General features: G+C 64.2%; 12 protein-coding genes. 7 read left to right on the forward strand and 5 right to left on the reverse strand.

Annotated elements, in window-relative coordinates; translation table 11 throughout:
* The first annotated feature begins 11 nt into the window (after nt 1-11).
* Nucleotides 12-1535 (forward strand): malonyl-CoA synthase, encoded by a 1524-nt coding sequence (locus tag NMG46_RS00105; RefSeq protein ID WP_254815730.1) that lies wholly within the window; start codon nt 12-14, stop codon nt 1533-1535.
* A 2-nt stretch (nt 1536-1537) separates the two neighbouring features.
* Here the strand turns inward: NMG46_RS00105 and nagA are convergent, their stop codons facing one another.
* Genes nagA through NMG46_RS00125 form a run of 4 tightly spaced genes read right to left on the reverse strand, consistent with a single transcriptional unit; the run spans nt 1538 to nt 5395 of the window.
* Nucleotides 1538-2710, reverse strand: a complete 1173-nt coding sequence (gene nagA / locus NMG46_RS00110) for an N-acetylglucosamine-6-phosphate deacetylase (RefSeq protein ID WP_254815731.1) — start codon at nt 2708-2710, stop codon at nt 1538-1540.
* Entirely contained in the window at nt 2707-3738 is a 1032-nt protein-coding gene (locus tag NMG46_RS00115) for an SIS domain-containing protein (protein ID WP_254815732.1), read from the reverse strand. The genes nagA and NMG46_RS00115 overlap by 4 nt, the downstream gene beginning before the upstream one ends.
* Nucleotides 3735-4517: a GntR family transcriptional regulator gene (locus tag NMG46_RS00120; protein WP_254815733.1), complete on the reverse strand. Its 783-nt coding sequence runs from the start codon at nt 4515-4517 to the stop codon at nt 3735-3737. The genes NMG46_RS00115 and NMG46_RS00120 overlap by 4 nt, the downstream gene beginning before the upstream one ends.
* Nucleotides 4514-5395: an N-acetylglucosamine kinase gene (locus tag NMG46_RS00125; protein WP_254815734.1), complete on the reverse strand. Its 882-nt coding sequence runs from the start codon at nt 5393-5395 to the stop codon at nt 4514-4516. The genes NMG46_RS00120 and NMG46_RS00125 overlap by 4 nt, the downstream gene beginning before the upstream one ends.
* 199 nt (nt 5396-5594) lie before the next feature.
* Between NMG46_RS00125 and NMG46_RS00130 the strand changes: the two genes are divergently transcribed.
* From NMG46_RS00130 to NMG46_RS00155, 6 genes are all read left to right on the forward strand, one after another.
* Nucleotides 5595-6554, forward strand: a complete 960-nt coding sequence (locus NMG46_RS00130; RefSeq protein ID WP_254815735.1) for an N-acetylmuramic acid 6-phosphate etherase — start codon at nt 5595-5597, stop codon at nt 6552-6554.
* Between the two features lie 2 nt (nt 6555-6556).
* A complete protein-coding gene (locus tag NMG46_RS00135; protein WP_254815736.1) occupies nt 6557-7816 on the forward strand; it encodes an ABC transporter substrate-binding protein in 1260 nt (419 codons plus the stop codon).
* Nucleotides 7817-8057: 241 nt separating this feature from the next.
* Complete coding sequence (locus NMG46_RS00140) at nt 8058-8981, forward strand: carbohydrate ABC transporter permease (protein WP_254815737.1); 924 nt, start codon at nt 8058-8060, stop codon at nt 8979-8981.
* Between the two features lie 8 nt (nt 8982-8989).
* Nucleotides 8990-9829 (forward strand): carbohydrate ABC transporter permease, encoded by an 840-nt coding sequence (locus tag NMG46_RS00145; protein WP_254815738.1) that lies wholly within the window; start codon nt 8990-8992, stop codon nt 9827-9829.
* Nucleotides 9826-10887, forward strand: coding sequence for a Gfo/Idh/MocA family protein (locus tag NMG46_RS00150; RefSeq protein ID WP_254815739.1), 1062 nt, complete (start codon nt 9826-9828; stop codon nt 10885-10887). Before NMG46_RS00145 ends, NMG46_RS00150 begins: the two co-directional genes overlap by 4 nt.
* Nucleotides 10888-10902: 15 nt before the next feature.
* Nucleotides 10903-11901 carry an ABC transporter ATP-binding protein gene (locus NMG46_RS00155; RefSeq protein ID WP_352476910.1) on the forward strand — a complete coding sequence of 333 codons (999 nt, stop codon included), beginning with the start codon at nt 10903-10905 and terminating at the stop codon, nt 11899-11901.
* A 44-nt stretch (nt 11902-11945) separates the two neighbouring features.
* Here the strand turns inward: NMG46_RS00155 and NMG46_RS00160 are convergent, their stop codons facing one another.
* Entirely contained in the window at nt 11946-12791 is an 846-nt protein-coding gene (locus NMG46_RS00160) for a fumarylacetoacetate hydrolase family protein (protein ID WP_254815740.1), read from the reverse strand.
* Nucleotides 12792-12796: the final 5 nt, after the last annotated feature.

Here is a 12796-nt window from a genome sequence, read left to right on the forward strand (position 1 = left end):
TCGGGGTAAACATGAGCAACCATCTGTTTGATGCTTTCCGTGCCCGGATGCTCGCGCACGGACGCCTTTTGATGGAGGCAGAGGACGGGCGCTCGATCAGCTACGGCGATATGCTGGCGCGCTCCGCACAACTGGCGCATGCGCTGTCGCGGCTCGGCGTCGAAGCCGGCGACCGCGTCGCCGTTCAGGTCGAGAAGAGCCCGGAGGCCATTTTCCTTTACCTCGCCTGCCTGCGTGCCGGCGCGATCTTCCTGCCGCTCAACACCGCCTATACGCTGACCGAGCTCGACTATTTCTTCAGGGATGCCGAGCCACGCCTGGTCGTCTGCGACCCGGCGCGAGTGAGCGAAATCGGCGCCTTGGCGCAGGCCTCGGGCGCTGCGGTCGCGACACTCGGCAGCAAGGGCGAGGGTTCGTTGACCGATCGCGCCTCTGAGGCGGCCGTGGACTTCCACGATGTGGCGCGCGGACCGGACGACCTTGCTGCGATCCTCTACACGTCCGGCACGACCGGCCGTTCGAAAGGCGCCATGCTCAGCCACGAAAACCTCGCCTCGAATGCGCGGGTGCTGGTCGACCTCTGGCGCTTCACCGCTGCAGACGTGCTGGTTCACGCGCTGCCGGTTTTCCACACGCATGGCCTTTTCGTCGCCACCAATGTCGTCCTGATGGCCGGCGCCTCGATGCTGTTCGAAACCAAATTCGACCCGGCCCGCATCGTCTCGCTGCTGCCGCGCGCCACCGTCCTGATGGGCGTGCCGACCTTCTACGTCCGCCTGCTGCAGCAGGACGGGTTGAACCGGCAAGCGGCGAAAAACATCCGCCTGTTCATTTCTGGCTCGGCGCCGCTTTTGGCCGAGACGCACAGAGCCTGGCGAGAGCGCACCGGCCACGCCATCCTCGAGCGCTACGGCATGACCGAGACCAACATGAACACGTCGAACCCGTATGAGGGCGAGCGGCGAGCCGGCACGGTTGGCTTCCCGTTGCCCGGCGTCTCCCTGCGCATTGCCGATCCCGACGGCGGCGAAACACTTGCCCGGGGCGAGGTCGGCATGATCGAGGTCAAGGGCCCGAACGTCTTTTGCGGCTACTGGCGCATGCCGGAAAAGACCAGGGCCGAATTCCGTGACGATGGTTTCTTCATCACCGGCGATCTCGGCCTGATCGATGCCGACGGCTATGTCCACATCGTCGGTCGCGGCAAGGACCTGATCATTTCCGGCGGCTACAACATCTATCCGAAGGAGGTCGAGAGCGAGATCGACGCGCTGCCCGGCGTCACCGAAAGCGCTGTCATCGGCGTTGCCCACCCGGATTTCGGCGAAGCCGTCACCGCCATCGTGGTGCGGGCGCCGGGCTCGACCATCAGCGCCGCAGGGATCATCGAGGTCATCGCCGGGCGCCTCGCCAGGTACAAGCATCCGAAACGGGTGATCTTCGTCGACGAACTGCCACGCAACACGATGGGCAAGGTGCAGAAGAACCTGCTGCGCGAAACCTACAAGGACCTCTATACGTCCAAAGCCGGCTAACCCTAACGAGCAGGGCTGGTTGCAAAAACCCTGGCGCCATCGATCCACACGCTTTTAATGTCTACATCGTCCGACAGCGAAACGATGTTGGCGGCGGTGCCTTTGGCGAATCGCCCGAGCCGGTGCGACTGGCCGATCGCTTGCGCCGGATAGAGCGAGGCCATGCGCAAGGCTTCATCGAGGCCGAGGCCGACGACGCGGTGCATGAAGCGCACCGCGGAAATCATGTCGAGATCGGCGCCCGCCAGCGTGCCGTCGGCAAGTGTCAGCCTGCCATCCTTACGGTGGATGGTGCGGCCGTTCAGCGTGAACGAGGTCATGTCGGTACCGATCGTCGCCATCGCGTCGGTGACGAGCAGGATCTTGCCCGGCCCCTGCTTGGCGCGCAAGGCGATCGCCATGGTGGCGGGATCGACATGGATACCGTCGGCGATGACGCCGGCATAGAATGTGCCGGTATCGATTGCGGCGCCCGCCAGCCCTGGCTCGCGATTGCCGATCTGGCTCATCGCATTGAACAGATGGGTGACCACCGTTGCGCCGGCCTCGGCAAAGGCGCGAGCCGTGGCATAGCCGGTATCGGAATGGCCGATGCTGACGACAATGCCGGCCTTGCTAAGTGCCGACACCTGGCCGGGCTCGACGGATTCGGGCGCCACCGTCGTCAGCAGCACGGGCAGATTTTTCCGTGCGGCGATCAGCATCGCCTGGTCGGAGTCCAGCATCGGCCGGATCAGGGCCGGGTCATGCGCGCCCTTGCGGGCGATCGAAAGATGCGGCCCTTCAAGATGCAAGCCCAGGAACCCCGGCACCTTCCGTTGTGCCGCCTCGGATCCGGCCGCAACCGCCGCGGCGGTGATCTCGGACGTGTCGGTGATCAGCGTCGGTAACAGCGCCGTCGTGCCGAAGGGTGCGTGCGCCCGGCAGATGGTCTCGATCGAGGCAACGTCCGGATGGTCGTTGAGCATGACGCCGCCGCCACCATTGACCTGCAGATCGACGAAGCCAGGCGCCAGCATGCTGCCGCCGGTCTCGATACGCGCAACACCGGGTGGAATGGCCCCGGCGGCAACGATGGCCTCGACGAGGCCGTCGCGCACGACAAGCGCCGCATTGTCGTGCCAGTCGTCGCCATCGAAAATCCGGGCGCCGGTCAGGGCAAAGCGATCGCTCATAGCGTTTCCGTCACCTTGCGCAGATTGGGCGGCGTGTCGGGGTCGAGGCCGCGATGGCGGGCAAAAGCCTCGACGAAACCATAGAACGACACGATCAGCGTCAGTGGATCGGTCAGCGGATGACCGGTTGCGACATGCGGCAGCGGCTGTGCGCTCCTTGCTTTGTTCGACGTCACAAAGACGGCGGCGCCCTTGCCGGCCAGGCTGTCGGCGGCATCAGCCACCGACGGTTCGGACGCATCGCGAGCAGCCAGAGCCAGCACCGGGAAGCCGGGACCGACCAGCGCCAGCGGGCCGTGCATGACCTCGGCGGCACTATAGGCTTCCGCGTGCATGGCGCAGGTTTCCTTGAATTTCAGCGCCGCCTCGTTGGCGATCGCCGCCGACGGGCCACGGCCAAGGATGAACAGCGATTTCGGCGTCTCGAGTGCCGCAGCCAGCGCCATCCAGTCGCACGCGATCGCCTTGCGAAAATGCTCCGGCAGGCGGGCGAGTGCTGCCAGAAGTTTGTCGTCGCCGGTGCAATGCGCCATCAAGGCGAGCCCTGCGACGGCCGAATTGACGAAGGTCTTCGTCGCCGCAACGCTGCGCTCCGGTCCGGCCAGTATGTCGATGGCGTAGTCGCAGGCGCGTGCCAGCGGCGAATCGGCAGTGTTGGTGATGGCGACGGTCAGCGATCCGCCGGCCCGCGCCGCCTGCGCCATTGCGACGATGTCCGGGCTCTTGCCGGACTGCGAGATCGCCAGGCAGGCCGAGCCGCTCAGCTTCAGCTTGGCGCCATAGATCGAGGCGATCGACGGGCCGACCGATGCAACCGCCAGCCCGGCGGTCAGCTCCACGGCATATTTCATGAAGGTTGCGGCATGGTCGGACGAACCGCGCGCCACGGTGACGACGAAATTCGGGTCGCGCTCGCGAATGCCGCGCCCGGCCTCGGTCAGCACCGCGGCCGAGCCGTCGAGCAGGCGCGCGGTGGCCTCCGGAATCTCGTCGATCTCGCGCCGCATATGGGTAATTGTTGCGCTCATGACCGGCCCTCTTCGCCCGGCCCGCTTAGCCGGAGTTCGGCGACAAAATCATAGGCGTCGCCTCTGTAGATGGAGCGGGTGAACTCGATCACCTTGCCGCTCGCCAGATAGGAGATACGCTCGATATGCAGGCCGGCAATGCCTGGCGGCACTTCGAGCAGATGCGCATCGCCATCGCCGAGATTGGTGGCGGAAATGCGCTGCACGGCCCGCACCGGTCTGTTGCCGGTCTTTTCCAGCGCCGCGTAGAGCGACGAACCGATCGCCGCCGGATCGGGCAGCACGCTTGTTGATAGCGAGGCGCGCTCGATCGCCAGCGGCGTGTCGTTGGCGATGCGCAGGCGCGCCACGCGCGCCACCAATTCGTTCGATGCCAGGCCGAGCACCATCATCTCGTCGGGCGACGGCGGATAGAGGCCGCGGTCGAGCCAGGCTGAACGCACCGCCATGCCGCGCCGCGCCATGTCTTCGGTAAACGAGGTCAGCATCGACAGCGACTGCTCGACGCGCTCCATGCGCGGCGCAACGAAGGTGCCGGAACCATGGCGCTGGACGAGGATGCCGCCCTTGACCAGGTCCTGCACCGCCTTGCGCACGGTGACGCGCGAGATGTCGGCCTTGCTGGCGATGTCGCGCTCGGAAGGCAGCGCATCGCCCGGTCCGATCAGCCCGCGTTTGACCGCGTCCTCGATGCTCTTCCTCAGCTGCAGATAGAGCGGCGCGCCGCTCTGCGACGATTGTTTCAGCGCCGTGAATATCTGGTCGGCGGCCTCGCTCATCGCGCTGTCTCCGCCGTATTTGCGAACATCCGAACCGCCATCTGCACCGCGCCGCCCAAGGCGTCGTCGAGCGGCGGTTTCAGCAGCGCCCGGTAGCGGGCCGACAGGCGCGGCGCGTAAAGCGGCGCCAGCCCGCCGAGCAGGCAGAGCGGATCGTCGCCGCCCAGGTCGAGCACGCCAAGCGCTGCCTCGACATCGGCGACCGCCTTGTCGAGGATCCAGATAGCGACGACGTCGCCTTTTTCGGCGTGTTCGAACACCTTGGGCGCGAAGCCGCCGAAATCGCCGGGCTTGGCGTTGGTGGTGAATTCGACCACATCCTCGGGATTGTTGCGGAAGATGGCGAGCATGGCCTGCGTCAGCGGCGAGCCTTCGCGGATGCCGTCATAGGCGAGCAGCGTCTGCTCGAGCAGGTCGCGGCCGATGCGGGCGCCGCTGCCCTGGTCGCCGACCTGGAATCCCCAGCCGCCGATGGCGCGCGACTTGCCTTGTCTGCGCGCCATATAGGCGGTGCCGGTGCCGAGGATGGCCATGGCGCCGTCGCCGGAGCCGACCGCACCTTCCAGCGCGATTTCGGCGTCGGTCTCGACACGGCTGATGCGGAACGGCAGGATCGCTTCGAGCTGCTGCCTATAGGTGCCGACATTGGCGCCGGCCAGGCCGAGAACGGCCGGCGTTTGCGGGATCAGTGCGGGATCCCTGCCCGCGGCGACAAAGGCTTGGTGGGCCGCGTCGACGATGTTCGTCCTGGCGCCGGTGAGATCGGTGCGGATGTTGGCGGCGCCGCTTTTGGCGCGGCCGAGGACGCTGCCGTCGGCCGTTGCAAGGGCCGCCCTGCAGCTGGTGCCGCCGCCATCGATGCCGAGCACGAATTCCACGCGATTTCTCCTCGGGTCTGATAATACCAATAAAATACCAATAGCCAAGGGTTAATTTCCATTTCAAAAAAGTTAAGGCCTAGTTTATTGAGAAATCAGCGGATTTCGTCTGCGGTCCTATCCCGACGCAGGGATTTCATTAATGCGTGTGGACAAGTGGTATTTTTTTGGTATTGTTTTCTGGATTGGAGGAAAGCGGATGGCCGAAACGCGCACCGAAGCGCTTCACCACAATGCCGAGGGACTGGACATCCAGGCCCCGGACGCCATCCTTTCCTCTTTGGCCAACGCACAGATCGAGGCCGCCAAGGCCGTACGCGGCGCCATTCCTGCCATTGCCGCGGCAGCCGAAATTATCGCAACCCGGCTGAAAAGCGGCGGCAAGCTCGCCTATGCGGCCGCCGGCAGCTCGGGCCTGATGGCATTGGCCGATGCGCTGGAACTGCCGGGCACTTTCGGTATCCAGCGCGACCGCATCGCCATCCTGATCGCCGGCGGCGACGAAGCTTTCAGGACACTGGCCGGCGGGCCTGAGGATGATGTTGACGAAGCTTCGGCAGCGGTCGCCGCCGCCGGCATCGGCAATAGCGATTGCCTGATCGCCGTCTCGGCCAGCGGCTCGACACCTTACGCTGTCCGCGCGATCGAGGAAGCCAGGCGCCGCGGTGCGGCGACGATTGCCATCGCCAACAACAGGGATGCGCCGCTGCTGCGGCTGGCCGACATCGCCATCCTGCTCGAAACGCCGCCGGAGCTGATTGCCGGCTCGACGCGCATGGGCGCCGGCACCGCCCAGAAGATCGCGCTCAACATGCTGTCGACGCTGGCCGCAATCCATCTCGGCCATGTCCATGATGGCTACATGGTCAACCTCATGGCCGACAACATCAAGCTGCGCGACCGCGCCGCACGCATCGTTGCCGCCGTCAGCGGGCGCGACAAGGACGAGGCGGCGCGCCTGCTCGAAAAGAGCGGCGGCGTCGTCAAGACCGCCATTCTGCTCGCCGCCGGCGCCACCAGCGCCGACGCGGCCGAGAAGATACTGGAAGGGACCGGCCACAAGCTGCGGCCAGCCCTTTCCGCGATCGAGGGGAGCAAGGGGCGCAATGCCTCTGTTCTCATCAAAACCGAACCTGAAAAAGGTCAACAGGGAGACTGAGCATGACAACGAAGCTACTGACGGCACTTCTTCTCGGCACCAGCATTCTCGGCTCCGCCGGGGTGGCTTACGCCGACGACGTAACGCTCAACATCGAAAGCTGGCGCGGCGACGACCTTGCCATCTGGAAGGACAAGCTGATCCCGGCCTTCGAAGCCAAGAACCCGGACATCAAGGTGGTGTTCGCGCCGTCGGCGCCAACCGAATATGACGCCGCCCTCGGCGCCAAGCTCGCCGCCGGCTCGGCCGGCGACCTGATCACCTGCCGCCCGTTCGACAAGTCGCTGGAACTCTTCAAGAAGGGCAACCTCGCCGACATCTCGACCCTGCCCGGCATGGAGAACTTCTCCGACGTCGCCAAGGCCGCCTGGCAAACCGACGACGGCAAGTCGAGTTTCTGCGTGCCGATGGCCTCCGTCATCCATGGCTTCATCTACAACAAGGACGCCTTCGACAAGCTCGGCATCAAGGTGCCGGAGACGCGCGACGAATTCTTCGCCGCGCTCGACAAGATCAAGGCCGACGGCACCTACATCCCGATGGCGATGGGCACCAAGGACCTCTGGGAAGCGGCGACCATGGGCTACCAGAACATCGGCCCGAACTACTGGAAGGGCGAGGAAGGCCGCCTGGCGCTGATCAAGGGCGAGCAGAAGCTGACTGATCCGCAATGGGTCGAGCCCTTCAAGGAACTGGCCAGGTGGAAGGACTATCTCGGCGACGGCTTCGAGGCGCAGACCTATCCGGACAGCCAGAACCTGTTCACGCTCGGCCGCGCCGCCATCTACCCGGCCGGCTCGTGGGAGATCGGCCTGTTCAACACGCAGGCGCAGTTCAAGATGGGCGCCTTCCCGCCGCCGGTGCAGAAGGCCGGCGACACCTGCTACATCTCCGACCACACCGACATCGGCATGGGCCTCAATGCGGCCTCGAAGAACGCGGATGCGGCCAAGACCTTCCTGTCCTGGGTGGCCTCGCCGGATTTCGCCACCATCTACGCCAACGCGCTGCCGGGCTTCTTCAGCCTGAACAACACCCCGGTGAAGATGGAAGACCCGCTGGCCCAGGAATTCGTCTCCTGGCGCGGCAAGTGCAAGTCGACGATCCGCTCGACTTACCAGATCCTGTCGCGCGGCACGCCGAACCTCGAAAACGAGACGTGGGTTGAATCGGCCAACGTCATCAACGGCACCGACACGCCGGAAGCTGCCGCCAAGAAGCTGCAGGACGGCCTCGACAGCTGGTATAAGCCGGCGAAGTAAGAGCCCGGCGAAGCGTTGTCTCCCCCCTCAAGGGGGAGATGTCGCCGAAGGCGACAGAGAGGGTCGGTCGAGGCAGGCTGCGGCTTGATCGTTGCTGAAAAGCGCGATCGAACGACGATGGCGCGCTGCCTCGGCCGACCCCACCCGCCTCGCTGTGCGAGGCACCCTCCCCCTCGAGGGGGAGGGAGGCGCCGCGCCCTTTGACGGCAATTGCAAGACCTGATCCGCGGGGACCGAACGCATGGCCGCAGCACCGAAAAGACCGTTCCGTTGGCATATCAGCGTTTTCCTGGCGCCGGCGCTGCTGGTCTATACGGCGATCATGATCCTGCCTCTGGCCGGCACGCTGCAGCTTTCCTTGTTCCGCAATATCAATCAGTCGCAGGTCTTCGTCGGACTGGAAAATTTCCGCATGCTGTTCGGTGATCCCAACTGGTCAGTCAATTTCTGGAACGCGCTCAGGAACAATGTCTGGTTCTTCGTCATCCATATGCTGGTGCAGAACCCGATCGGCGTCCTTTTGGCCGCACTTCTGTCCAGCCCCAGGCTGCGGTTTTCCGCCTTCTACCGCACGGCGATCTTCGTGCCGACGATCCTGTCCTTCGTCATTGTCGGCTTCGCCTGGAAGCTGATCCTGTCGCCGCTATGGGGCGTGGCGCCGCATATGATGGACCTTGTCGGCCTGAAAAGCCTGTTCACGCCCTGGCTCGGCAAGGCGCAATATGCGCTGACCGCGCTCAGCCTAATCTCGGTGTGGCAGTTCGTCGGCATCCCGATGATGCTGATCTATGCGGCCCTGCTGTCCATTCCCGAAGAGGTGATCGAAGCGGCCGAATGCGACGGCATCACCGGGATGGCGCAGTTCTGGAAGATCAAGCTGCCGCTCATCCTGCCGTCGATCGGCATCATCTCGATCCTGACCTTCGTCGGCAATTTCAACGCTTTCGACCTGATCTACACCGCGCAAGGCGCGCTGGCCGGGCCGAACTATTCAACGGATATTCTCGGCACCTTCCTCTACCGCGCCTTCTTCGGTTTCCAGCTGCAGGTCGGCGATCCCAACATGGGCGCGGCGATCGCCACGATGATGTTCCTGATCATCCTCGGCGGCGTCTGCGTCTACCTGTTCCTCGTGCAGACGCGCTTGCGTCGCTACCAGTTCTGAGGCGCGACATGAGCACGGCAACCCGCTCGCTGCCCCGCACCATTGGCGCCCACGCGATCCTGTTGACCTACACCGCCATCGCGCTGTTTCCGGTCATCCTCGTCATCATGAATTCGTTCAAATCGCGCGCAGGGATTTTCGGCGCGCCGCTGACGCCGCCGACGCCAGGGACCTTCGACCTGATCGGCTACGCTACGGTGATCGGCCAGGGCGACTTCATCCACTATTTCCAGAACAGCCTTGTCGTCACCGTCGCCTCGCTGTTCTTCGTGCTTCTGTTCGGCGCCATGGCTGCGTTCGCACTGTCGGAATACCGCTTCCGCGGCAATTCGCTGATGGGGCTCTATCTGGCGCTCGGCATCATGATCCCGATCCGCCTCGGCACCGTCGCCATCCTGCAGTTGATGGTGGCGAGCGGGCTGGTCAACACGCTGACGGCGCTGATCCTGGTCTACACGGCGCAGGGCCTGCCGCTTGCCGTCTTCATCCTGTCGGAATTTATGAAGCAGGTCTCGGACGATCTGAAGAATGCGGGGAGGATCGACGGCCTGTCCGAATACACCATCTTTTTCCGGCTGGTGCTGCCGCTGGTGCGCCCATCGATGGCGACGGTCGCGGTCTTCACCATGATCCCGATCTGGAACGATCTGTGGTTCCCGCTGATCCTGGCGCCGTCGGAGGAGACCAAGACAGTGACGCTCGGCGCCCAGCTGTTCCTCGGCCAGTTCGTCACCAACTGGAACGCCATTCTGGCGGCACTGTCACTGGCGATCATGCCGGTGCTGATCCTCTACGTCATCTTCTCGCGGCAGCTGATCCGCGGCATCACTTCGGGAGCGGTCAAGTGAGTTCGCAACAACCTCTGCGCGTCGTCGTCGCCGGTCTCGGCAATATGGGCCGCAGCCATGCGCTGGCCTACCATACCAATCCAGGCTTCGAGATCGCGGCACTGGTCAATCGCTCCGACGTGCCGTTGCCGGCCGGGCTCGCCAGTTATGGCATCAGGCGCTCCTTTGACCAGGCGCTGCGCGACGAGAGTCCTGACGTCGCCTGCATCGCAACCTATTCCGACAGCCATGCCGACTATGCGGTGAGGGCGTTCGAGGCCGGCTGCCATGTCTTCCTCGAGAAGCCGCTGGCAACCACCGTCGCCGATGCAAAGCGCGTGGTCGCGGCAGCCAAGGCCAACGGCAAAAAACTGGTGATCGGCTACATCCTGCGCCACCATCCGTCCTGGATCCGGCTGATCGCCGAGGCGCGTAAGCTCGGCGGCCCTTACGTGTTCCGAATGAACCTCAACCAGCAATCCTCCGGCCATAGCTGGGAGACGCACAAGCAGTTGATGCAGACGACGTCGCCGATCGTCGACTGCGGCGTGCATTATCTCGACGTGATGCTGCAGATCACCGACGCCAGGCCGGTCGAGGTGCGCGGCATGGGGCTGCGGCTGACCGACGAGATTGCGCCCACGATGTATAATTACGGCCACCTGCAGGTGCTGTTCGACGATGGTTCGGTCGGCTGGTACGAGGCCGGCTGGGGGCCGATGATCTCGGAGACGGCCTTCTTCGTGAAGGACGTGATCTCGCCCAATGGCTGCGTGTCGATCGTCATGAAGGAGGGCGTCAGGTCCGACGACATCGACACCCACACCAAGACCTCGACCATCCGCCTGCATAGTGCGGCGACCGGCGCGGACGGCAAGTTCGCCAAACCGGACGAGATGCTGTCGATGGAGGGTGAACCAGGCCATCAGGATCTCTGCGATCTCGAACAGGCATTTGTGCTCAAGGCGATCCGCGAGGATCTCGACTTGACCCGCCATATGGACGACGCGGTGAAGTCGCTCGCCGTCTGCCTTGCCGCCGACGAGAGCGTGCGCAGCGGCCTCGCCGTGAAACTCTAGAACAGGGACGAAGCCGTGGGCTCGCTGAACATCGAGAATGTCAAAAAGGCCTTCGGGCCGGTAGAGGTGCTGAAGGGCATCAACCTCGAGGTGACGGATGGCGAGTTCGTCGTCTTCGTCGGTCCATCCGGCTGTGGAAAGTCGACGCTGCTCAGGGTCATTGCCGGGCTGGAGGACTCGACCTCGGGCCGCGTGGTGATCGACGGGGCGGACGTCTCCGCCACGCCGCCCGCCAAACGCGGCATCGCCATGGTGTTCCAAACCTATGCGCTCTATCCGCATCTGACGGTGAAGAACAACATGGGTCTCGGCCTCAAGCAGGCGGGCACGCCGGCGGCCGAGATCGACCGCCGCATCGGCATCGCCTCTTCGATGCTGTCGCTGGAGCCCTACCTAGAGAGGCGGCCGGCCGAGCTTTCCGGCGGTCAGCGCCAGCGCGTCGCCATCGGCCGCGCCGTGGTGCGCGAGCCCAAGCTTTTTCTGTTCGACGAGCCCCTGTCCAACCTCGATGCCGCGCTGCGCGTCAACACCAGGCTGGAGATCGCCCAGCTGCACCGTCGGCTGAAGGCCACGATGATCTATGTCACCCACGACCAGGTCGAGGCGATGACACTGGCCGACAAGATCGTCGTGCTGAACGCGGGAAAGATCGAGCAGATCGGCGGACCGATGGAGCTTTACAATTCGCCGGCAAATGAATTCGTCGCCGGCTTCATCGGCTCACCGAAGATGAACTTCGTCGACGGGGCCAGGCTTGGCGAGACGGCCAAGACCATCGGTGTCCGTCCCGAGCACCTGACCGTCGATGCGAAATCCGGTGCCTGGAAAGGCACGGTTGTCCATGCCGAGCATCTTGGCGCCGACACCAATCTCTATCTCGACTGCGAGAAGGCCGGCTTGATCACCGTGCGCATTTTTGGCGTCTATAACGCCGAACCTGGTGCCACGCTCTACGCGACGCCGGATCCGGCGAAGACGTACCGGTTTGGGGCCGATGGGAGGGTGCTGAAGTAGCTGCTCTTTTCCCTTCTCCCACAAGGAGAGAAGGGAAGGGTGCGCTACACGTCAGCCCTGAACGTCTGCTTCTGGATGCCCAGCCCTTCGATGCCGAGCTCGACGACGTCGCCGGGCTTCAGGAACACCGGCGGCTTCATGCCGAGGCCGACGCCGGGCGGCGTGCCGGTCGAGATGATGTCGCCGGGGTGCAGCGACATGAACTGGCTGAGATAGGACACGAGATAAGCGACGCCGAAGACCATGGTCTTGGTCGAGCCGTTTTGCATCGTCTTGCCGTTGACCGTCAGCCACATCGGAATGTTCTGCGGGTCCTTGACCTCGTCCTTGGTCACCAGCCACGGACCGATCGGCCCGAACGTGTCGCAGCTCTTGCCCTTGGTCCACTGGCCCTGGCGCTCAGCCTGGAAGGCGCGCTCGGAGACGTCATGCGCGACGCAATAGCCGGCGACATAATCCAGCGCCTCGGCCTCGGTGACATACTTCGCTTTTCTGCCGATGACCACGCCGAGCTCGACCTCCCAGTCGGTCTTGACCGAGCCGCGGGGGATCAGCACGTCGTCATTCGGCCCGACAATAGCCGAGCTTGCCTTCATGAAGATGATCGGCTCAGGCGGCACGGTAGCGCCGGTTTCGGCGGCGTGGTCGGAATAGTTGAGACCGATGCAGATGAATTTGCCGGTGCCGGCGACGCAGGCGCCGATCCGCGGCTTGCCGGAAACCGCCGGCAGCGTCTTTGGATCGAGCTTCGACAATGTCTCAAGCGATGCCGGGTCAAGCGCCTTGCCGGCAATGTCGGTGACATGGGCGGAGAGGTCACGGATCGTTCCATCGGCATCGAGCAGGCCGGGGCGTTCGTTCCCCGCCTCGCCATAGCGCAGCAGTTTCATAGAAT

Source organism: Mesorhizobium sp. LMG 17147, from assembly GCF_024297145.1.
Taxonomy (GTDB): Bacteria; Pseudomonadota; Alphaproteobacteria; order Rhizobiales; family Rhizobiaceae; genus Mesorhizobium.